We start from the raw sequence: 20,752 nt of genomic DNA on the forward strand, positions 1-20,752 counted from the left end.
GGGCGCGCCCGCCCACGAGACCCGCCGCGCACGACGAAGGGCCCCGGGAAGTTCACTCCCGGGGCCCTTCGTCGTCGCCTGTGACTACCAGGGGGACTTGTTGTTCCGCAGGCGCTCCAGTGCCTCCTCGAGGATCGCCTTGCCGTCCTTGTCGCTCCTGCGCTCCTTCACGTAAGCCAGGTGCGTCTTGTACGGCTCGTTCTTCGGCGGGGCAGGCGGCGCCGCTTCGTCCTGTCCGGCAGGAAGGCCGCAACGGGGGCAGTCCCACGTCTCGGGGACCGCCGCGTCGCTGGCGAAACTGGGGCGCGTCTCGTGCATGTTGGCGCACCAGAACGAGACCCGCACTCTCGGAGCCGCCTCGCCGCGCTCGGCCTCCCCCATCGGGCCGGCGCCGACTCGGCTGCCACGGATCGCGTTGCCACTACCCACGGATGAACTCCTCGCTCGATCGCCCCGCGTACAGACACGGGGGGAGAATCACTGTCACGCGTTTAACTTTGTTGCTCAGGGCCTCAGAAGCAGGCCGAGAGCGATGATGCAGACGAACCAGACCGTGCCCGTGATCACGGTGAGCCGGTCGAGGTTGCGCTCCACCACCGAGGAACCACCGAAGTTCGACGAGAAGCCGCCGCCGAACATGTCAGACAGGCCACCACCCTTGCCCTTGTGGAGCAGGACGAGCAGGATCATGAGAAGGCTCGCCAGGATGAGGGCGATGGAGATTCCGATTTCCACGGTATGCCTGTTCCTTCAATGCTCTGTTACGCGTGACGATTCAGACTTGCCTCTTGAGGGTACGACCTGATGTCAAGTCGCACCCCCAGAACGGCTCAGTTAGCCGGGCATATCGGAGAATCGGCAGATCTTCGCGAACTCGTCGGCGTCGATGCTCGCGCCACCCACGAGGGCGCCATCGACATCCGGCTGAGCCATGATCCCCTTGATATTGCCTGACTTGACCGAGCCACCGTAAAGGATACGGATCCCGGAGGCCACTTCGGTGTCGTAGAGCTCAGCGAGTCTCACCCGCAACGCTCCACAGGCCTCCTGCGCGTCCTCAGGGGTGGCCACCTCGCCGGTGCCGATCGCCCACACCGGCTCGTAGGCCACCACTATCGATTTTGCCTGCTCGGCGCTGATTTTGCGCAGCGCGCCGTCGAGTTGGGCAAGACAGTACGCGATGTGGCCCCCCTCTTGGCGCACCGACAGCGGCTCCCCCACGCACAGGATGGGGGTCAGCGAGTGCCGGTAGGCGGCCTGCACCTTGGCGTTGACCAGGTCGTCGTCCTCGGCGTGGTACTGCCGCCGCTCGGAGTGCCCGATCGTCGCGTACGTGCAGCCGAGCTTGGCCAGCATGGCGCCCGACACCTCGCCGGTGTAGGCGCCCGCGTCGTGCTGGGACAGGTCCTGGGCGCCGTAGACGATCCTGAGCTTGTCGCCGTCGACCAGGGTCTGGACGCTGCGCAGGTCGGTGAACGGCGGCAGGACGGCGACCTCGGCCTTGTCGAAGTCCTTGTCGTTGAGCGCGAAGGCCAGCTTCTGGACCAGCTTGATGGCCTCGAAGTGGTTGAGGTTCATCTTCCAGTTGCCGGCGATGAGCGGCTTCCGCTGAGTCAACTAGTCCTCCAGAGCCTCGAGTCCGGGCAGTTCCTTGCCTTCGAGGTATTCGAGGCTGGCCCCGCCACCGGTGGAGATGTGCGAGAAGCCGTCCTCGGGCAACCCCAGCTTGCGCACGGCCGCCGCCGAGTCGCCCCCGCCCACCACGGTGAAGGCCTCGGAGTCGATCAGTGCCTGGGCGACCGCCTTGGTGCCGCCGGAGAACGCGTCGAACTCGAACACGCCCATCGGCCCGTTCCAGAAGACGGTCTTGGCGTCGGCCAGCTTGGCGGCGAACAGCTCGCGGGTCTTCGGCCCGATGTCCAGGCCCTCCCGGTCGGCCGGGATGGCGGTGGCCTCGACCACGTCGTGCTCGGCGTCGGCGGCGAAGGTGACCGCCGCCAGCACGTCGACCGGCAGCACGAGCTCGACCCCGCGCTCGTCCGCCTCCTGGAGGAAGCCGCGCACCTGGTCGAGCTGGTCCTCCTGGAGCAGCGAGTTGCCGACCTCGTGGCCCTGGGCCTTGAGGAAGGTGTAGGCCATGCCGCCGCCGATGAGCAGGCGGTCGACCTTGGTCAGCAGGTTGGCGATGACGCCGAGCTTGTCGGAGACCTTGGCGCCGCCCAGCACCACCACGTAGGGCCGCTCGGTGTCCTCGGTCAGCTTCCTCAGCACCTCGACCTCGGCCACCACGAGCCCGCCCGCGGCGTGCGGCAGCAGGCCGGGCACGTCGTAGACGCTGGCGTGCTTGCGGTGCACCGCGCCGAAGCCGTCGCCGACGTACAGCTCGGCCAGCCCGGCGAGCTTTGCGGCGAACTCGCCGCGCACGGCGTCGTCCTTGGACTCCTCGCCGGGCTCGTAGCGCAGGTTCTCCAGCAGGGCCACCTGGCCGTCCTGGAGGCCCTCGACGGTGCTGGTGGCGCTGTCGCCGACCACGTCGGTGGCGAAGGCCACCTCCTGGCCGAGCAGCTCGCCGAGCCGCGCCGCCACGGGCCGCAGTGAGTACTTCGGGTTGACCTGGCCCTTGGGCCTGCCCAGGTGGGCGCAGACGACGACCTTCGCGCCGCGCCCCACCAGGGTTTTGATCGTCGGCACCGACGCCCGGATGCGGCCGTCGTCGGTGATCGTCTCCCCGTCGAGGGGGACGTTGAGGTCGGCGCGCACGAGCACGCGCCGCCCCTTCACGTCGAGCTCGTCGAGCGTGCGCATGCTCATGCTCCCGTTCAGCCGTACGTTCAGAGGCCGCGGCCCACGAGCTCGATGAGGTCGGCGAGACGGTTGGAGTAGCCCCACTCGTTGTCGTACCAGCCGACGACCTTGACCTGGTTGCCGATGACCTTGGTGAGGCCGGCGTCGAAGATGCAGGAGGCCGGGTCGGTGACGATGTCGGAGGAGACGATCTCGTCCTCGGTGTAGGTGAGGATGCCCTTGAGCGGGCCATCGGCGGCGGCCTTGAACGCGGCGTTGACCTCTTCGACGGTGACGTCGCGGCCGACCTCGACGGTGAGGTCGGTGGCCGAGCCCGTGGGGATCGGCACGCGCATGGCGAAGCCGTCGAGCTTGCCCTTGAGCTCGGGCAGGACCAGGCCGATGGCCTTGGCGGCGCCGGTGGAGGTGGGCACCACGTTGAGCGCGGCGGCGCGGGCGCGGCGCAGGTCCTTGTGCGGGCCGTCCTGGAGGTTCTGGTCCTGCGTGTAGGCGTGGATGGTGGTCATCAGACCCTTCTCGATGGTGAAGGTGTCGTGAAGGACCTTGGCCAGCGGCGCCAGGCAGTTGGTGGTGCAGGAGGCGTTGGAGATGATGGTGTGCTGCGCCGGGTCGTAGGTGCCGTCGTTGACGCCCACGACGACCGTGACGTCCTCGTTCTTCGCCGGGGCGGAGATGATGACCTTCTTGGCGCCGTTGTCGGCGTGCACCTTGGCCTTGGTGGCGTCGGTGAACAGGCCGGTCGACTCCAGCACGACGTCCACGCCGAGCTCGCCCCAGGGCAGCTTGCCCGGGTCGCGCTCCGCGAAGACCTTGATCGCCTTGCCGTCGACGGTGATCTCGTCGCTGGACGCCTTCACCTCGTAGGGCAGGCGGCCGAGGATGCTGTCGTACTTCAGCAGGTGCGCGAGCGTCGCGGTGTCGGTCAGGTCGTTGACCGCGACGATCTCGATGTCCTTGCCGCTGGCGGCGACAGCGCGCCAGAAGTTGCGACCGATGCGGCCGAAGCCGTTGACGCCTACGCGGATGCTCACGGGAACCGAACTCCTCGAACAGATGGCGGGCTGAAACCTCAACCACGAACCTTATCGGACCCAAATTGGTTTAGACCACTGCAGGTACCGCGGCGCGAATCACCGTTCTGGCGACACGTTTTGCGAGGTTCGAGTAAAGTGCCCGACTCGTCGGAGTAAATTCGTGCATTCTCTGGGGGCTGAGATGTCACATAAGCGGTCCGGCCTGCTCTCGGGGCTCCTCACGGGCCTGCTCGCCGCGCTCCTGTGCGCGGCCGGCCTGGGGGCGGCCATCCTGTTCCAGCAGCGCCTTCCCGCCGCCGTCATGACCTTCGGCGGCGGCCTGCCGGTCTCGCTCGCGCTGTCGCTGCTGATCGCCGTCGTGGTGGCGCTCGCGATCAGCGCCGTCCGCCCGCGCAGCCTGGCCCTGCTCCCCCTCGCCGCCCTGTACGCGGGCGGCGCGGTGGCGGCCGGCCAGATCACCGGCAAGGCCGTCATGGACGGCGCCGCCCTGCGCACGCCGCAGCGCTCGACCATGAACGTGACCGTGGACGTGGGGGACGTCACCCTGGAGAACCTCAACGCGGGCCTCGGCGACGCCCTGTCGCTCTACCGGGGCGCGCTGACGCAGACCTGGGCGGCCTGGCTCTGCATCGCCGTGGCGGCCCTGGCCGCCCTCGCCCTGGTCGCCCTCAGGGTCACCCGCGTACGCCGCGCCCTGCGCGCGGAGCAGGCCGCCGCCGAGACGGAGCCGGAGGAGCCGGAGTACCGGGCCCCGTTCGAGCCCGCCCAGCAGCCCACCCCGAAGCCGACGGCCGACCTGTTCACCCCCCGCGACCCGGCCAGGGACTGAGCATCCCGGGCGTGCCGCCGGGTTTTGCCACGTCCACGGCCCACTGTGCGCGCGTAACGGCGCCCCGCCACCCCCACCGGCGGAGCGTCCCCCTGGACAGGGCCCAGCCACGTGCGGTGGGTGGGCCCTGCCTGGCTTGCCGTAACAGAAAAACTCTGCCGGCTCGCCGTCACAAAACCTAAGGCGCGAGCATGTCGACGGTGAGGTTCGCCTCCGTGTTGGGAATCCCCAGGTCGGACGCCCGCTTGTCGGCCATCGCCAGCAGCCGCCTGATGCGGCCCGCGATGGCGTCCTTGGTCAGCGGCGGGTCGGCGATCTGCCCCAGCTCCTCCAGCGACGCCTGCTTGTGCTCCACCCGCAGCCGCCCCGCCACCACGAGGTGCTCAGGCGCCTCGTCCCCGAGGATCTCCAGCGCCCGCTGCACCCGCGCGCCCGCCGCCACCGCGGCCCGCGCCGAGCGGCGCAGGTTGGCGTCGTCGAAGTTGGCGAGCCGGTTGGCGGTGGCCCGCACCTCACGGCGCATCCGCCGCTCCTCCCAGGCCAGCACGCTGTCGTGCGCGCCGAGCCGGGTGAGCAGCGCGCTGATCGCGTCGCCGTCGCGCACCACGACCCGGTCCACGCCGCGCACCTCGCGCGCCTTGGCGTGGATCTTCAGCCGCCGCGCAGAGCCCACCAGCGCCAGCGCCGCCTCCGGCCCCGGGCAGGTGACCTCCAGCGACATGGACCGCCCCGGCTCGGTCAGCGAGCCGTGCGCCAGGAACGCGCCGCGCCAGGCCGCCTCCGCGTCGCAGGAGGCCCCCGCCACCACCTGACGGGGCAGGCCGCGCACCGGGCGGCCGTGATTGTCGATCAGGCCCGTCTGCCGGGCCAGCGCCTCACCGTCGCGGTAGACGCGCACCACGTAGCGGGAGCCCTTGCGCAGCCCGGCGGGCGCCAGCACCAGCACCTCCGCCTTGTGGCCGAACACCTCGCCGATGTCCTTGATCAGCCGCCGTGCGGTGGCGTTGGTGTCGAGCTCCGCCTCGATCACGATCCGCCCGCCCACCAGATGGAGGCCGCTGGCGAACCGCAGCAACGTCGAGACCTCCGCCTTCCGGCAGCACGGCTTGAGCACCGGCAGGCGGCTCAGCTCGTCTTTCACCACACCTGTCATCGCCATGCGTTAGTCCTCTCCCCCATTCAGACCGGCTCCTCCGAGTCTCTCGCACCTTCGCGCCACGCCGACCAGGATCAACGCTTCGAGAGGAAAATCTCGTCCAGGACGGAGGCAAGACGTCGTGGGTCATGCCTCGCGGAGCCGTCCGCGGCGGCGACGTCGGCCATCACGAGCCGCGCGCCGAGCGCCGCGGCGGCCTTGTCCAGCGCGTCGGGATCGTCCACGACCCCGGTGTCGGCGAGCACGACGTCGATCGACAGATCGGGTGCGTGCTGTCGGAGCACCTCCAGATGCTGCTGGGGGGAGAAGTCGTCGGTCTCGCCCGGCTGCGGCGCGAGATTGAGCGTGACGAGCCGCCTGGCCCTGGTCGCGTGCAGCGCCCTGGCCAGCTCGGGCACCTTCAGGTGCGGCAGCACGCTGGTGAACCACGACCCGGGCCCGAACACGACCCAGTCGGCCTCCAGCACCGCCGCGACCGCCTCAGGGCGGGCAGGGGGGTCCTCCGGCACGAGCGAGATGGCCTGCACCCGCCCGGGGGTCAGGGCGCACGCCACCTGGCCGCGCACGGTCGAGATGACGCCGTCGAGCTCCACCTCCGCCACGATGTCGAGCGGCACCGAGGCCATCGGCAGGACGCGGCCGTGCGCGCCCAGCAGCCGCCCGACCCAGTCGAGCCCGGCCACCGGGTCGCCGAGCAGCTCCCACAGGGCGACGATGAGCAGGTTGCCGACGGCGTGGCCGTGCAGGTCGCCCTCGCTGCGGAAACGGTGCTGGACGACCTCGCTCCAGGTGCTGCCCCACTCGTCGTCGCCGCACAGCGCGGCCAGCGCCATGCGCAGGTCGCCGGGCGGCAGCACGCCCAGCTCGCGGCGCAGCCGCCCGCTGGAGCCGCCGTCGTCGGCGACGGTGACCACGGCGGTCAACCGGTCGGTGACCATCCGTAATGCCGACAGGGACGCGTACAGCCCGTGCCCGCCGCCCAGGGACACGACGGACGGCCCGAACCCGGCGTACCTCGTCTCGCCGGCTACCGGCGCGGCGGCCTCGAAGCCCTCATCGGTCACTCCCGCCCCACATCCCGGTGGCTCACCTGGACCTCCATGCCGCGGTCACGCAGCCGGGCGGCCACCTGCTCGGCCATGGCCACGCTGCGGTGCTTGCCGCCCGTGCAGCCGACCGCCAGCGTCGCGTAGCTCTTGCCCTCGCGCGTGTATCCGGCGGCGACGACCTGCAGGACCTCCTCGTAGGCGTCGAGGAACTCCTTGGCGCCCGGCTGGCCGAGCACGTAGTCGCTGACCGAGGGGTCGAGCCCGTTCATCGGCCGCAGCTCGGGCACCCAGTGCGGGTTGGGCAGGAACCGGCAGTCGACCACGAGGTCGGCGTCGACCGGCAGGCCGTACTTGAAGCCGAAGGACACGACGTTGAGCCGCAGCCCCGGCCGGTCCTCCCCGCCGAAGTAGGCGACGATCTTGTTGCGCAGGTCGTGCACGTTGTGCGCGGAGGTGTCGATGACCAGGTCGGCGTTGGCCCGCACCTCGCGCAGGATGCCCCGCTCGCGGGTGATGCCGTCGACCAGCCGCCCCTCGCCCTGCAAGGGGTGCGGTCTGCGCACGTTCTCGAACCTGCGCACCAGCTCCTCGTCGCTGGCCTCCAGGAACACGACGCGCACGCGCACGCCGCGCCCCTCCAGCTCCTCGATGGCCGCGTTCAGGTCGGTGGTGAAGGCGAGGCTGCGCACGTCGACCACGGCCGCGACCTTGTCGGCGGCCAGCTTGACCTTGCCGGCCTCCTCCGCCATCGCGAACAGCAGACCCGGCGGCAGGTTGTCGATGACGAACCAGCCCAGATCCTCAAGGGCCTTGGCCGCGGTGCTGCGCCCCGCCCCGGACATGCCGGTGACGATGACGAACGCGGGCTCGGTGCTCATCGCCCCACCTCGTGACCGGTGCGGACGGCACCCTGGCATCCTGGCGAGATCAAGGTGACTCTCCCTTCAGCGTCGACACGATGACCTCGGCGATGGACGGGCCGATGCCGGGAACCTCGCAGATTTCGGCGGCAGTGGCCTCGCGTAGCTTCTTCACGGAGCCGAAGTGTTTGAGCAGCGCCTGCCTGCGCGCCGGCCCGAGGCCGGGCACGCCGTCGAGCGCGCTCTCCTTCACCGTCTTGGACCTCTTGGATCGATGGTAGGTGATGGCGAACCTGTGTGCTTCGTCTCTGACCCGTTGCAGGAGGTAGAGACCCTCGCTTGAACGAGGCATGATCACCGGCTGGTCGTCGCCGGGCAGCCACACCTCCTCCAGCCGTTTGGCCAGCCCGCACACCGCCACGTCGTCGATGCCGAGCTCGTCGAGCGCCCGCTGCGCCGCCGCGGCCTGCGGGCCCGCGCCGTCGACCACCAGCAGGTTGGGCGGGTAGGCGAACTTGCGCGGCCGGCCCGTCTCCGGGTCGATCGGCCCGTGGCCGTCGTCGTCGTCGGCGGCCAGCTCGCCCGTGGCCGAGCGCTCCTCCAGGTAGCGGCGGAACCGGCGCATGATCACCTCGTGGATCGAGGCGACGTCGCCCTCCTTCGTCTTGACGGCGAAGCGGCGGTACTCGCTCTTGCGCGCCAGGCCGTCCTCGAAGACCACCATGGACGCCACCACGTTCTCGCCCTGCAGGTGGGAGACGTCGTAACACTCGATGCGCAGCGGCGCCTGGTCGAGGTCGAGCGCGTCGGCGATCTCCTGCAGCGCCTTGCTGCGGGTGGTCAGGTCGCCGGCGCGGCGCACCTTGTGCTGGGCCAGCGACTCCTTGGCGTTGCGCTCGACGGTCTCCATCAGCGAGCGCTTGTCGCCGCGCTGCGGCACCCGCACCTCGACCCTGGCCCTGCGCTGCTCCGTCAGCAGCTCGGCGACCGCCTCGCTGTCGGGCGGCAGCGCCGGCACCAGCACCTCGCGGGGCATGGAGTCGGGGCTCGCCTCGGCGTACATCTGCAGCAGGAACTGCTCGACCAGCTCGCCGGGCGAGGTCTCCTCGACCTTGTCGACCACCCAGCCGCGCTGGCCGCGGATGCGGCCGCCGCGCACGTAGAAGACCTGGACGGCGGCTTCGAGCGGATCCTCCGCCAGCGCGATCACGTCGGCGTCGGTGCCCTCGCCGAGCACCACCGCCTGCTTCTCCAGCGCCCGCTGCAGCGCCTGCACGTCGTCGCGCAGCCGCGCCGCCCGCTCGTACTCCTGCTCGGCGGCGGCCTCGCGCATCTCCTTCTCCAGCCGCTTGATGAAGCGGCCGGTGTTGCCCGCCATGAAGTCGCAGAAGTCCTCGGCCAGGTCGCGGTGCTCCTGCGGGGAGACCCTGCCGACGCACGGCGCCGAGCACTTGTCGATGTAGCCGAGCAGGCACGGCCGGCCGATCTGCCCGGCCCGCTTGAACACGCCGCTGCTGCACGTGCGCACCGGGAAGACCCGCAGCAGCAGGTCAACCGTCTCGCGGATGGCCCAGGCGTGGGAGTAGGGCCCGAAGTAGCGGGTGCCCTTGCGCTTGGCGCCGCGCATCACCTGCACGCGCGGGAAGTCCTCGCCCATGGTGACCGCGAGGTAGGGGTAGGACTTGTCGTCGCGGTACTTGACGTTGAAGCGGGGGTCGAACTCCTTGATCCAGGAGTATTCGAGCTGCAGCGCCTCCACCTCGGTGCCGACGACCGTCCAGTCGACGTCGGCGGCCGTGGTCAGCATCGTCTGGGTGCGGGGATGCAGGGCGGAGAAGTCGGCGAAGTAGGAGTTGAGCCGCTGGCGCAGGCTCTTGGCCTTGCCGACGTAGATCACCCTGCCGTGCGCGTCCCTGAACCGATAGACCCCGGGGGATTCGGGGATGGAGCCCGGCTTGGGCCGGAAACTCAAGGTGCTACCCGCTGATCTCGCCACATTGTCAGCCTAGTAGCCCGCACCGACAAGGTTGCCCGCCGTACTCTTCGCGAACGGTACGGCGGGCAACCTCGCCTCAGGCCAGCATGATCTGGTCGTTCTCCACCTTGATCTGCTGGGCGGCCAGCGGCTGCTCGGCCGGGCCGGCCGTCACCGAGCCGTCGGTGATCGCGAACTTGCTGTTGTGGCACGGGCACACGATCGCGTCGCCCTCGACGCTGCCCACCGGGCAGCCCTTGTGCGTGCAGATCGCGCTGAACGCCTTGAACTCCCCGGCCGTCGGCTGCGTCACCACGACCTTCTGGTCCTTGAAGACCGTGCCCCCGCCGACCGGGATGTCGGCGGTCTTGGCCAGCGCGCCACCGGCCTGCGGCGCGCTGGACTGCGGGGCGCTGGACTGCGGCGCACTTGATTCCGTGCTCGACTGCGTGGCGGTTCCCGCCGTCGTAGCGGTGTCGGTACCGCCGCTGCACGCGGTGATCGCAAGCGCCAGGCCACCCGCTCCGACGCTTGCGAACACCGCCCTGCGGCTCTGAAGGTCATCTGCCATGCAGCTCACCCAAGCGAACCAAGGTGAGAAATTCATGAGACCTTTCTCAGGCCAGTCTGATCTTCTCGCCGTCCACCTTGATCTGCTTCTCCTCCAGCGGTTCGGTGGCGGGCCCGTTCGCCACGGAACCGTCCGTGATACTGAACGCGCTGCCGTGACAGGGGCAGTTGATCGTGTCGGCGACCTCGTCGACCGTGCAGCCCTGATGGGTGCAGACCGCGCTGAACGCCTTGTACTCCCCCGCCGTGGGCTGCGTCACCACGATCTTCTGGTTCTTGAAGACCTTCCCGCCGCCCTCGGGGATGTCGCTGGTGTTCGCCAGCGCCTTCGCCTTGGCCTCGCTCTTCTTCTTGGGCGCCTCGGACGACGCCTCCTCCGCGGGCGGCTCGACCTCCGCTCCCGTCGTCGGCGAGCCGTAGCTGGCACAGCCCGTCAGAACCGCCGCGAGCCCAGCGCCGCCTGCGCTCAGCATCACCGTCCGGCGCGTCGTCTCCGTCATCGTGCGTCCTCCCAGATTGGCTCTCTCTTCAGGTACGGCCAGCGCCCTCGCGCCGGTTCAGCGTGCCCGAGGCCAATCCCGGTAACTACGCACAATTACCTGTTCAGGCCACCACGATCCCGTCGCCTTCCACCTTGACCAGGAACGACGCCAGCGGCGCCGTCGCCGGGCCCTTCGTGGCCTTGCCGCTGTCGGCGGCGAACTCACTGCCGTGACAGGCGCACCTGATCACGTTGTCCTTGGGCGTGGACACCTGGCAGCCCTTGTGCGTGCACGACGAACTGAACGCCTTGAAGACGCCCTGCGCAGGCTGCGTCACCACGACCTTCAGGTCCTCGATCAGCTTGCCGCCGCCCACCGGCACCTCCGCGGTCTTCGCCAGCACCTTGCCCTTCAGGTTCGGCTTCGCCTGCGCGCCGCCGGCTCCGCACGCCGTCAGCGCCAGCCCGCATGCGGCGACACCCGCCGTGCCCAGCATCTCCCGACGTCCCAGCCCGGTTTCCGACATGGCTCCGCCCCCGATCGTGTGATCCGTACAAGCCCGCACCTCGTGTCGCCTTTTGCCCCCCGTAGGTGCGGGCGTTACCAGGGTATTGACGCAGGCCCCCGGTCCGGTCAGCGGGTGGCAGGCCGGTCGTCAGCGCGTGGCAGGCCGGTCGTCAGCCGCGGGCCGCAGGCTGCCCGCATGACTCTTCCAACCGAACGCCCGCCCGCTCGCCCCCGCTGGTGGCGGCGGCCGTGGGTGGCGCCGCTGATGGTGGTGGCGGTCGCGTTCCTGGCGTTCTCGCTGCCGCCGTACCTGTCGTTCGACCCCAGCCGGTCACGGGTGCCCGACCCCGGCTTCTTCCCGCCGCACTTCGTGATGCTGTCCATGCACGTGCTGTTCGGCTCGATCGCCATGATCACGTGCTGCCTGCAGATCTGGCCGTGGTTCCGCGCGCGCCATCCCCGCGCCCACCGGCTCATCGGCCGCGTGTACGTGTTCGGCGGCTGCCTGCCGAGCGGGCTGCTGGGGCTCGTGGTGGGGCTGGCGACGCCGTACGGGCCGGTCACCAGGGTCAGCGACGTCATGCTGGCGCTGCTCTGGCTGGGGTGCACGCTGGCGGGGTGGCGGATGGCCAGGCAGCGGCGGTTCGTCGACCACCGCCGGTGGATGGTGCGCAGCTTCGCGCTCACCATGTCCATCATCACCAACCGGCTGTGGACGGCGCTGATCGTCGTCATGCTGGAGCCGCAGCTCGAGACCACCTTCCACGGTGACGTGGCGCTGTTCGTCAGCACGGTGGCCGCGCTGGCCGCCTGGCTCGGCTGGACGTTGCCGCTGCTGGTGGCCGAGTGGTGGCTGGAGCGCGGCGACGCCGCCAGACGCCGCCGCCGCACCCGTCCCGCTCCCACCGGGCACGACCCCATCCGCACACCGGCCGGACCCTAACCCGGACGCGTCCACACGCCCGCGCCTTCCAAGACCAGCGCCCACCACACGCCGCGACCAGCGCCGTCCACACGCCCGCGCCTCCCGGGACCAGCGCCCACCACGCGCCCGCGCCTCCCGGCCCCAGCGCCCTCCACACGCCCGTGCCTCCCGGGACCAGCGCCCACCACACGGCCGCGCCTCCCGGCCCCGGGCGCGCTCCCGCCCCGACACCCGGCAACCCCGGCGCGACTCACCCTCACGTCGGCCGGACCTGGGCACGGCTCGGCCCCACGCCCGGCGAGCCCGGGAGCGGCGTCGTCCGTGCGCCCGCCCTTCCCCCTGCAGGACGGGCGGGCGCCGGCCGCTCAGTGAGCGAGGATCTTGCGCAGGAAGCGGCCCGTGTGGCTCTCGTCCACCAGCGCCACCTCCTCCGGCGTCCCGCTGGCCACCAGCGTGCCGCCGCGGGACCCGCCCTCGGGCCCCATGTCGATGATCCAGTCAGCGGTCTTGATCACGTCGAGGTTGTGCTCGATGACGATGACCGTGTTCCCGCCGTCCACCAGCCGCCCGAGCACCCCGAGCAGCCGCCGGATGTCCTCGAAGTGCAGGCCGGTGGTCGGCTCGTCGAGAACGTAGATGGTCCGGCCGGTCTGCCGCCGCTGCAGCTCGGAGGCGAGCTTGACGCGCTGCGCCTCACCGCCCGACAGCGTGGTGGCCGGCTGGCCGAGCCGGACGTATCCGAGGCCGACGTCGTTGAGCGTCTGCAGGTGCCGCTTGATCGCGGGGATCGCCTCGAAGAAGCCCAGGGCCTCCTCGATCGGCATGTCGAGCACCTCGGCGATCGTCTTGCCCTTGTAGTGGACCTCCAGCGTCTCCCGGTTGTAGCGGGCGCCGTGGCAGACCTCACAGGGGACGTAGACGTCCGGCAGGAAGTTCATCTCGATCTTGATCGTGCCGTCGCCCGCGCACGCCTCACAGCGCCCGCCCTTGACGTTGAAGCTGAAGCGCCCGGGCTGGTAGCCGCGCACCTTCGCCTCCGCCGTGGCGGCGAACAGCTTGCGCACGTGGTCGAACACCCCGGTGTAGGTGGCCGGGTTGGAGCGCGGCGTGCGCCCGATCGGCGACTGGTCCACGTGGACCACCTTGTCGACCTGGTCCATGCCGTTGATCCGCGAGTGCCGCCCCGGCACCGTGCGGGCGCCGTTGAGCTCCTTGGCCAGCGCGTTGTACAGGATGTCGTTGACCAGCGTCGACTTGCCGGACCCCGACACCCCGGTGACGGCCGTGAACATCCCGAGCGGGAACTCGATGTCGACGCCCTTGAGGTTGTGCTCGCGCGCGCCCTTGACGGTGATCTGCCGCTTCTTGTCGCGCTTGCGGCGCTTGGCGGGGATCGCGATGCTCTTGCGTCCCGACAGGTACGCCCCCGTCATCGACTCCTCGCTGGCGAGGAGGTCCTGGACAGTGCCGGAGACCACGACCTGGCCGCCGTGCTCGCCCGCGCCGGGGCCGATGTCGACGACCCAGTCGGCCGCCGCGATCGTGTCCTCGTCGTGCTCGACGACGATCAGCGTGTTGCCCATGTCGCGCAGCCTGATCAGCGTGTCGAGCAGCCGCATGTTGTCGCGCTGGTGCAGGCCGATGGACGGCTCGTCCAGCACGTACAGGACGCCGACCAGGCCGGAGCCGATCTGCGTGGCCAGCCGGATGCGCTGCGCCTCGCCGCCCGCCAGGGTGGCGGCGGCGCGGTCCATGGTCAGGTAGTCGAGGCCGACGTCGAGCAGGAAGCCCATGCGGGCGTTGATCTCCTTGACCACCCGCTCGGCGATCTGCATGTCGCGGTCGGACAGCTTGAGCGTGGCCAGGAACTTGGCGCACTCGCCGATCGACATGGACGACACGTCGGCGATCGACCTGCCCGACACGGTCACCGCGAGGCTGACCGGCTTGAGCCTGGCCCCCTTGCAGGCCGGGCACGGGATCTCCCGCATGTAGCCCTCGAAGCGCTCGCGCGCCGCGTCGCTCTCGGCCTCGGCGTGCCGGCGCTGCACCCACGGGATGACGCCGTCGTAGGTGGTGTAGTAGGAGCGCTGGCGGCCGTAGCGGTTGCTGTAGCGGACGTGCACCTGCTCGTCGTGGCCGTACAGCAGCGACTTCTGCGCCTTCTTCGGCAGCCGGTCCCACGGCGTCTCCAGCGTGAAGCCCATCGTGTGGCCCAGCGCCTCGATCAGCCTGGCGAAGTACTCGCTGGTGTGGCCGCCCGACCACGGGTGCAGCGCGCCGTCGCCGAGCTCGCGCTCGGGGTCGGGCACCACCAGGTCGGGGTCCACCTCCATCTTGGTGCCCAGGCCCGTGCACTCGGGGCAGGCGCCGAAGGGCGAGTTGAAGGAGAACGAGCGGGGCTCCATCTCCTCGAACGACAGGTCGTCGTAGGGGCAGTAGAGGTGCTCGGAGTAGAAGCGCTCGCGGCCCGGGTCGCCCTCCGGCAGGTCGACGAACTCCAGCGTGATCGTGCCGCCCGAGAGCTGCAGCGCGGTCTCGACCGAGTCGGTGAGCCTGCGCACCGCCGTGTCCTTGACCGACAGGCGGTCGACGATGACCTCGATGTCGTGCTTCTCGTACTTCTTCAGCGTCGGCGGCTCCTCCAGCCGCACCACGGTGCCGTCGACCCTGGCCCTGGCGAAGCCCTTGGTCTGCAGCTCGCGGAACAGCTCCAGGTACTCGCCCTTGCGCTGCCTGATGACCGGTGCCAGCACCTGGAACCGGGTGCCCTCCTCCAGCTCCATCACCCGGTCGACGATCTGCTGCGGCGTCTGGCGGGCGATCGGCCGCTCGCACACCGGGCAGTGCGGCTTTCCGATGCGCGCCCACAGCAGCCGCAGGTAGTCGTAGACCTCGGTGATCGTGCCGACGGTCGAGCGGGGGTTCTTGCTGGTGGCCTTCTGGTCGATCGAGACGGCCGGAGACAGGCCCTCGATGAAGTCGACGTCGGGCTTGTCCATCTGCCCGAGGAATTGGCGGGCGTACGCCGACAGGGACTCGACGTAGCGCCGCTGGCCCTCAGCGAAGATCGTGTCGAAGGCCAGGCTCGACTTGCCCGAGCCGGACAGGCCGGTGAAGACGATCAGCGAGTCTCGCGGCAGGTCGAGCGAGACGTCCTTGAGGTTGTGTTCTCGTGCACCACGCACGATGAGGCGGTCTGCCACGGCGATCCCGGAAGTCGAAAGGCGGATAGGTCCACGGGGGATGGTAGACGGCGGCTCCGACAATTTCGGCGGCCCGCTTCGCGGCCCCCGAAAATCCGTCCCTCACAGGTTACGGCCAACTCCCCCACAGGACGGAGCCCTTCAACATTCAACCTCCTGACCTGCGGTTTTATGCCCGCCCTGCCACAGTCACCCTAGATGACAAAATCCGTGAACATGACCGTCCTACCTGCGCTGCAGGCCGAGCTCGCCGCCGCGACGAACCAGCTGCTGGCCACGGCCGCCTCGCTCTCCGACGCCGACGTCGCCGCCCCCTCCCTCCTGCCCGGCTGGACCAGAGGACACGTCCTCACCCACCTCGCCAGGAATGCCGACTCTTACGTCAACCTCCTGACCTGGGCCAAGACCGGCATCCGCACGCCCCAATACATTTCCTACGAGGCGAGGGCCGCCGAGATCGAGGCCACCGCCCGCCGCCCCGCGGCCCGGCTGCTGGCCGACGTCGAGGACGGCGCCGCCCGCTTCGCCGCCGCCGTCCGCGACCTGCCCGAGCACGCCTGGCGGGCGCCGGTGCAGGGCATGCGCCCTCCTCCCCACCCCGCCTGGTACGTGCTCGTACGCCGTCTGCGCGAGGTCGGCTTCCACCACGTGGACCTGGCCGCCGGGTTCGGCCCCGCGAACTGGCCCGCCTCGTTCGTCCGCAGAGAACTGCACGACTGCCTCCGCACCTGGCCCCCCGACCACGCCACGATCGGCGAGATCGTCATCCTGGACCGCACCCCAAGCGGCCCCGGAACGGGCGCCTTATCGCACGGCGGTGCGGCGGCGCACAGCACGAGACCCGGCGCGTCATCGTCCGCAGGCACGCCAGGCGGCCAGGCATCCGGCACGACACCATCCACCACCACGGCAGGCGGCGGGGCACCGGGCACGGCACCACCCACCACCACGGCAGGCGGCGGGGCACCGGGCACGGCACCACCCACCGACACGCCAGACGCGGCACCACCTGCCGACGCAGCCAGCGGCAGGGCACCGAATAGCGCATTACTCGCCGGCGCCGGGACGGCCGAAGTGTGGCCCGGCCTCGGTCACGGACCCGCCGTCACGGGCACGCCACGAGACCTGCTTGCCTGGCTCACCGGCAGGTCGGGGGGTCAGGGCGTTAGTCTGTTGCCCGCGGGGCAGTCGCATGTGCCAGGTCCCGGGGGCGTCGATCTTCCAAAGCCGCCACCGTGGCTGTCGATGACGGCCCCCGCTGATCTACCCGCGACGCCCCCGAAGGACTACCCATGACCTACACAGGTGACGTCCAGGTCGGCGGCCCCGCCGACGTGCGCGAGCTGCCCGCGCTGACGATCTGCAAGCTCGCCGTCGGCCCGTACGACAACAACGCCTATCTCCTGCGCTGCGCCGAGACCGGTGAGAGCCTGCTCATCGACGCCGCCGCCGACTCCGACCGCCTGCTCGCCCTCATGAACGACCAGCCGGTCGCCACGATCGTCACCACCCACCAGCACGGCGACCACTGGCAGGCCCTGGAGCAGGTGACCAAGGTGACCGGCGCGCAGGTGGTCGCCCACCCGCTCGACGCCCCCGGCCTCCCCGTGCCCGTGGACCGCACGGTCGAGCACGGCGACACGATCACGGTCGGCGCGGTCATCCTGGAGGCCATCCATCTGCGGGGGCATACACCCGGTTCGATCGCGCTGCTGTACGACGGCGGTGAGGCGGGCCATCACCTGTTCACCGGCGACTCGCTGTTCCCTGGCGGCGTCGGCAACACCCAGAAGGATCCCGAGCGTTTCAACCAGCTCTACACCGACGTGGTGGAGCGCATCTTCGACCGGCTGCCCGACGAGACGTGGGTGTACCCGGGCCACGGCAAGGACACGACGCTCGGCGTGGAGCGCCCCGCACTGCCGGAATGGAAGGCCAGAGGCTGGTAACCAGCGCCACCGCCCAAGGGCGGGCTGCCCACGCGCCGCCCGCCCACGGGCCACTCACCACACACCGCCCGCTCGCCCACCGCGCCACCGGGCGAAGCATGCGCTCAGGGGCGCGGTCTCGCAGGGCGGCCCAGACGAGCCTCTCAGGCGCAGGCCGCTCGTGCCCAAGCCGCCCCACCCGGCCCACGCCGCTCAGACCTGCGAGCGCGCGCGTGTGAGCAGGTGACGCGACGCGGGCGCGCGTACGTGACCAGGTGACGCGCCGCGGGCGTACGTGAGCGTACGTGGCCAGGTGACGCGCGATGCGGGCGCACACGTGACGCTGCCTAGCGCGGGCGGCTCAGACGGACGGCTCAGGGCCGAGCCGCCAGCACATGAACGATCCGATCGGCCGCAAGGGCAGGATCATCGGTAAGCCCGACAAGCTCCCCCCAAGACCACCGATAAAACCACCCCTCGGACAACGGCACGCAGTCAACGGTCTCAGCCAGCATGACGGTGTCGGGATGGCTGACCCGCAACGCGGGCGGGTGCGACCGCAGCAGGGCGGTCAGCCCGCGTTGCTCCAGCTCCGTGGCCAGCTTGCCGAGATGGTACGTGCGCGTGTGCTCGCGCGGCGTGGCCGACATGGCTCCATCAAAGCCGAAGTATGACGAAAAATCCCGTCACTTACGGATCGGTTAGCCTTTGTAGTGCCCGATGCGCTCGGCTTCCCTGCGCTGCTCGCGCTTGTAGAACAGCACCCGCAGCGGAATGGCCGCCACGAGCGCGATCTGCATGGTCGCCCCGATCTTGATGGGCAGGTCGCCGCCCGAGGGCCAGGCCACCCAGAACGTGAGGAACGCCACGTTCACCATGATCCAGCCGAGCACGACCGCGGCGAGCTGCCCCTTGGGCTTGGGGTACTCGATGCGGCTGACCATCAGCCACGCCACGCCGAGCACGGCCAGCAGCGACCAGATGCTCGGCTGGAACAGCAGCACGATCGAGATCACGGTCATGGCGCCCATCGGGATGGGCAGGCCCATGAAGTCGCCGCTCTTGGTCTTGACGCAGGCGAACCTGGCCAGCCGTACCACGCCGGCGACGAGCACGGCCGCCGCGGCGGCCAGCACCGCCATGAACGGCACCTGCTGCGTGAAACCGCCCCAGATGACGATCATGAACGCGGGCGCGAACCCGAAGCTGATGACGTCGGCGAGGTTGTCGAGCTCGGCGCCCATCGCCGAGGCGCGGAAGCGCCTGGCCACGAGCCCGTCGAACAGGTCGCAGGTCGCGCCGATGAGCAGCAGCACGATGGCGGTCGCGAAGTAGCTGGGCGCGGGCGTGAACCGGCCGCCGTCGACCTGGAGCTGCTGGATGGCCGAGTAGGCCAGCACGCACACCGCCAGGAACCCGCAGACGGCGTTGCCGAGCGAGAGCGAGTCCGCGGCGGACAGGCGGAACGCCTTGCCGACCGGACCCCGAGGTTCTTCCTCGTCCGCCTGCCAACTACCGGCGTCAGCCGCGGTCAATTCTGGTCACCCCCGCAACCGTCTTCTGGCCCACGGACACCGCGGGAACGATCCCTTCGGGCAGGTAGATGTCGACCCGCGAACCGAACCGGATGAGCCCGATCCGCTCGGCCTGCTCGACCTTGGCCCCGGCGCTCAGGTACGGCACGATCCGGCGCGCCACCGCGCCCGCGATCTGCACCATCTCGATGTCGCCCAGCGTGGTCTCGAAATGCCACACCACGCGCTCGTTCTGGTCACTGTCCTTGTTGAACGCCGGCAGGAACCCACCTGCCACATGCTGCACGGAGGTGACATTTCCCGCAAGGGGGGCACGGTTGACGTGCACGTTCAGCGGGCTCATGAAGATCGCGACCCGGGTGCGGCCGTCCGGCCACGGGTCGATGCTCTGCACCACGCCGTCGGCGGGCGACAGGACGCGGCCCTCGCCCGGCGTGCGGTCGGGGTCGCGGAAGAACCAGAGCATGCCCCCGGTGAGCGCGCTCAGCGGCACCGCCGCGAACGCCCATCGCCGGTCCCGGCGCGTCAGCAGAGCGGTGGCGGCCGCCGCGGCCGCCGTCGGGAGGAGCCACGGGGAGACCCCGCGCGCGAGCCTCATGCGGCTCGGCTTAGCAGAATCGTCTGACACGTACAACCTTTGGTGGTGACTGGACTGGGCGCTTTGCCGTGATGTTACAGAACCAGCAACTATTACACGGCACAACTACACAAGCAAAGCGCCTCGAAGCCCATTTCGCTAGACCTGCTCCGGATGCGGCTCCTCGCCCTTGCGCGCGTCGATACGGGCCTTGAGCAGGCTCGCCACGGTGACAATGACCATGGTGGCGCCGATGACCGAGAGCGACACCCAGATGGGAATTTCGGGCGCCCAGGAGACATGGCTGGAGTGCAACGCCTCCAATACGAGCTTAACCCCGATGAACCCCAGGATGAACGCCAAACCGTAGCTGATGTACACGAGCCGCTGCAGCAGCCCGCCCAGCAGGAAGTAGAGCTGACGCAGCCCCATCAGGGCGAACGCGTTGGCCGTGAAGACGATGAACGGGTCCTTGGTGAGCCCGAAGATCGCCGGAATCGAGTCGAGCGCGAACAGCAGGTCGGTGCTCCCGATGGCGACCATCACAATGAGCATCGGGGTCACCATGCGCTTGCCGTCGATCTTGACGGTGACCTTGGAGCCGACGTACCCCTCGGTGGTCGGGAAGGCCCTGCGCACCCACCGCAGCACGACGTTCTCGTTGAACTCCTCGTCCTCGCCCTTGAGGTGCTGGCGGACGATGTTGATCGCCGTGTAGACGAGGAAGGCGCCGAAGACGTAGAAAAGCCAGCTGAACCGCTCGAGCGCCGCGGCGCCGAGCGCGATGAAGATGCCGCGCATCACGAGCGCGAGCAGGATGCCGACGAGCAGCACCTTGTGCTGGTACGCCTTGGGCACGGCGAACCGGCTCATGATGATGAAGAAAATGAAGAGATTGTCGACACTCAGGCTGTACTCGGTGATGTAGCCCGCGAAGAACTCGCCGGCTCTGTCACCCCCTGAGGTGAACCACAGGAGCACGCCGAACGCCACGGCGAGAGCGACGTAGAAGGTGACCCAGTAGCCGGCCTGCCGCATGGAGAATTCACGTGCTTCTCCGCGGTCGACGATCCACAAGTCAATGGCAAGGACAACGAGGAGACCGCCGATGACGGCGATCCAGGCCCACAGGGGTTCAGTCACTCAGACCCTCCGGCATGCATGCTTCAGCGCCGGAGGTCTCTCCCGCCCGCGGTGATCTGCGGACCGGCAGCCCCGGGGGCCCCGTGGAGCGGGGCTGCACCGTGATGACGAGGCTGTCGCGAAGGGATACTCCCCTCCCTAACCCAGGCAGTATATGAGAACGCGCCGAGC

The 20,752-nt window shown here is 69.8% G+C and carries 21 protein-coding genes; 4 read left to right on the forward strand and 17 right to left on the reverse strand.

From position 1 onward, the window contains the following. Window positions 1-84: 84 nt before the first annotated feature. The 5 genes from ABD331_RS17100 to gap all read right to left on the reverse strand — a co-directional run bounded on the left by ABD331_RS17100 (window position 85) and on the right by gap (window position 3,836). Window positions 85-429 carry an RNA polymerase-binding protein RbpA gene (locus tag ABD331_RS17100; protein ID WP_148433012.1) on the reverse strand — a complete coding sequence of 115 codons (345 nt, stop codon included), beginning with the start codon at window positions 427-429 and terminating at the stop codon, window positions 85-87. 75 nt (window positions 430-504) lie between these two features. Further along, window positions 505-735: a preprotein translocase subunit SecG gene (secG, locus tag ABD331_RS17105; protein WP_305921278.1), complete on the reverse strand. Its 231-nt coding sequence runs from the start codon at window positions 733-735 to the stop codon at window positions 505-507. Window positions 736-834: 99 nt separating this feature from the next. Next, on the reverse strand, window positions 835-1,617 hold the full coding sequence (tpiA, locus tag ABD331_RS17110) for a triose-phosphate isomerase (RefSeq protein WP_344475688.1): 783 nt from the start codon (window positions 1,615-1,617) through the stop codon (window positions 835-837). Then, window positions 1,618-2,805: a phosphoglycerate kinase gene (locus tag ABD331_RS17115; protein WP_344475690.1), complete on the reverse strand. Its 1,188-nt coding sequence runs from the start codon at window positions 2,803-2,805 to the stop codon at window positions 1,618-1,620. It abuts the gene before it with no gap. 26 nt (window positions 2,806-2,831) lie between these two features. Beyond that, window positions 2,832-3,836: a type I glyceraldehyde-3-phosphate dehydrogenase gene (gap, locus tag ABD331_RS17120; protein ID WP_344475692.1), complete on the reverse strand. Its 1,005-nt coding sequence runs from the start codon at window positions 3,834-3,836 to the stop codon at window positions 2,832-2,834. A 184-nt stretch (window positions 3,837-4,020) separates the two neighbouring features. On the opposite strand from gap, the gene ABD331_RS17125 reads away from it, so the two are divergent. Further along, window positions 4,021-4,668, forward strand: a complete 648-nt coding sequence (locus tag ABD331_RS17125) for a hypothetical protein (protein ID WP_344475694.1) — start codon at window positions 4,021-4,023, stop codon at window positions 4,666-4,668. Between the two features lie 178 nt (window positions 4,669-4,846). Here ABD331_RS17125 and whiA read toward each other — a convergent pair whose 3' ends face one another. The 7 genes from whiA to ABD331_RS17160 form a co-directional block, all read right to left on the reverse strand. Further along, a complete protein-coding gene (gene whiA, locus ABD331_RS17130) occupies window positions 4,847-5,827 on the reverse strand; it encodes a DNA-binding protein WhiA (protein ID WP_043628190.1) in 981 nt (326 codons plus the stop codon). Between the two features lie 71 nt (window positions 5,828-5,898). Then, on the reverse strand, window positions 5,899-6,762 hold the full coding sequence (locus ABD331_RS17135; protein WP_425566006.1) for a gluconeogenesis factor YvcK family protein: 864 nt from the start codon (window positions 6,760-6,762) through the stop codon (window positions 5,899-5,901). Between the two features lie 122 nt (window positions 6,763-6,884). Then, entirely contained in the window at window positions 6,885-7,751 is an 867-nt protein-coding gene (rapZ, locus tag ABD331_RS17140) for an RNase adapter RapZ (RefSeq protein ID WP_344475697.1), read from the reverse strand. A gap of 49 nt (window positions 7,752-7,800) precedes the next feature. Continuing rightward, complete coding sequence (gene uvrC / locus ABD331_RS17145; RefSeq protein WP_425566002.1) at window positions 7,801-9,705, reverse strand: excinuclease ABC subunit UvrC; 1,905 nt, start codon at window positions 9,703-9,705, stop codon at window positions 7,801-7,803. 100 nt (window positions 9,706-9,805) lie between these two features. Next, window positions 9,806-10,279 (reverse strand): Rieske (2Fe-2S) protein, encoded by a 474-nt coding sequence (locus tag ABD331_RS17150; protein ID WP_344475701.1) that lies wholly within the window; start codon window positions 10,277-10,279, stop codon window positions 9,806-9,808. A 46-nt stretch (window positions 10,280-10,325) separates the two neighbouring features. Next, the gene (locus tag ABD331_RS17155) at window positions 10,326-10,778 is read right to left on the reverse strand and encodes a Rieske (2Fe-2S) protein (RefSeq protein WP_344475703.1); all 453 of its coding nucleotides are present in this window, start codon (window positions 10,776-10,778) and stop codon (window positions 10,326-10,328) included. Window positions 10,779-10,881: 103 nt separating this feature from the next. Further along, entirely contained in the window at window positions 10,882-11,286 is a 405-nt protein-coding gene (locus ABD331_RS17160; RefSeq protein ID WP_344475705.1) for a Rieske (2Fe-2S) protein, read from the reverse strand. 177 nt (window positions 11,287-11,463) lie between these two features. On the opposite strand from ABD331_RS17160, the gene ABD331_RS17165 reads away from it, so the two are divergent. Further along, window positions 11,464-12,210: a DUF2306 domain-containing protein gene (locus tag ABD331_RS17165; protein ID WP_344475707.1), complete on the forward strand. Its 747-nt coding sequence runs from the start codon at window positions 11,464-11,466 to the stop codon at window positions 12,208-12,210. A gap of 347 nt (window positions 12,211-12,557) precedes the next feature. Here ABD331_RS17165 and uvrA read toward each other — a convergent pair whose 3' ends face one another. Beyond that, window positions 12,558-15,398 (reverse strand): excinuclease ABC subunit UvrA, encoded by a 2,841-nt coding sequence (gene uvrA / locus ABD331_RS17170; RefSeq protein WP_344475709.1) that lies wholly within the window; start codon window positions 15,396-15,398, stop codon window positions 12,558-12,560. 216 nt (window positions 15,399-15,614) lie between these two features. Here uvrA and ABD331_RS17175 point away from each other — a divergent pair, with 216 nt between their 5' ends. Together ABD331_RS17175 and ABD331_RS17180 are read left to right on the forward strand one after the other, a co-directional pair. Beyond that, window positions 15,615-16,694, forward strand: a complete 1,080-nt coding sequence (locus ABD331_RS17175) for a maleylpyruvate isomerase N-terminal domain-containing protein (RefSeq protein ID WP_344475711.1) — start codon at window positions 15,615-15,617, stop codon at window positions 16,692-16,694. Then, on the forward strand, window positions 16,691-17,347 hold the full coding sequence (locus ABD331_RS17180; protein WP_344475712.1) for an MBL fold metallo-hydrolase: 657 nt from the start codon (window positions 16,691-16,693) through the stop codon (window positions 17,345-17,347). The genes ABD331_RS17175 and ABD331_RS17180 overlap by 4 nt, the downstream gene beginning before the upstream one ends. Before the next feature lie 353 nt (window positions 17,348-17,700). On the opposite strand, the gene ABD331_RS17185 is transcribed toward ABD331_RS17180, so the two are convergent. From ABD331_RS17185 to ABD331_RS17200, 4 genes are all read right to left on the reverse strand, one after another. Next, entirely contained in the window at window positions 17,701-17,976 is a 276-nt protein-coding gene (locus tag ABD331_RS17185) for a hypothetical protein (RefSeq protein WP_344475714.1), read from the reverse strand. A 51-nt stretch (window positions 17,977-18,027) separates the two neighbouring features. Then, on the reverse strand, window positions 18,028-18,861 hold the full coding sequence (gene pssA / locus ABD331_RS17190) for a CDP-diacylglycerol--serine O-phosphatidyltransferase (protein ID WP_148433026.1): 834 nt from the start codon (window positions 18,859-18,861) through the stop codon (window positions 18,028-18,030). Beyond that, the gene (locus ABD331_RS17195; protein ID WP_344475716.1) at window positions 18,848-19,459 is read right to left on the reverse strand and encodes a phosphatidylserine decarboxylase; all 612 of its coding nucleotides are present in this window, start codon (window positions 19,457-19,459) and stop codon (window positions 18,848-18,850) included. The genes pssA and ABD331_RS17195 overlap by 14 nt, the downstream gene beginning before the upstream one ends. 138 nt (window positions 19,460-19,597) lie before the next feature. Next, complete coding sequence (locus tag ABD331_RS17200) at window positions 19,598-20,581, reverse strand: TerC family protein (RefSeq protein ID WP_148433028.1); 984 nt, start codon at window positions 20,579-20,581, stop codon at window positions 19,598-19,600. Between the last annotated feature and the right edge of the window lie 171 nt (window positions 20,582-20,752).

This window comes from Nonomuraea monospora, from assembly GCF_039531895.1.
Classification (GTDB): Bacteria; Actinomycetota; Actinomycetes; order Streptosporangiales; family Streptosporangiaceae; genus Nonomuraea; species Nonomuraea monospora.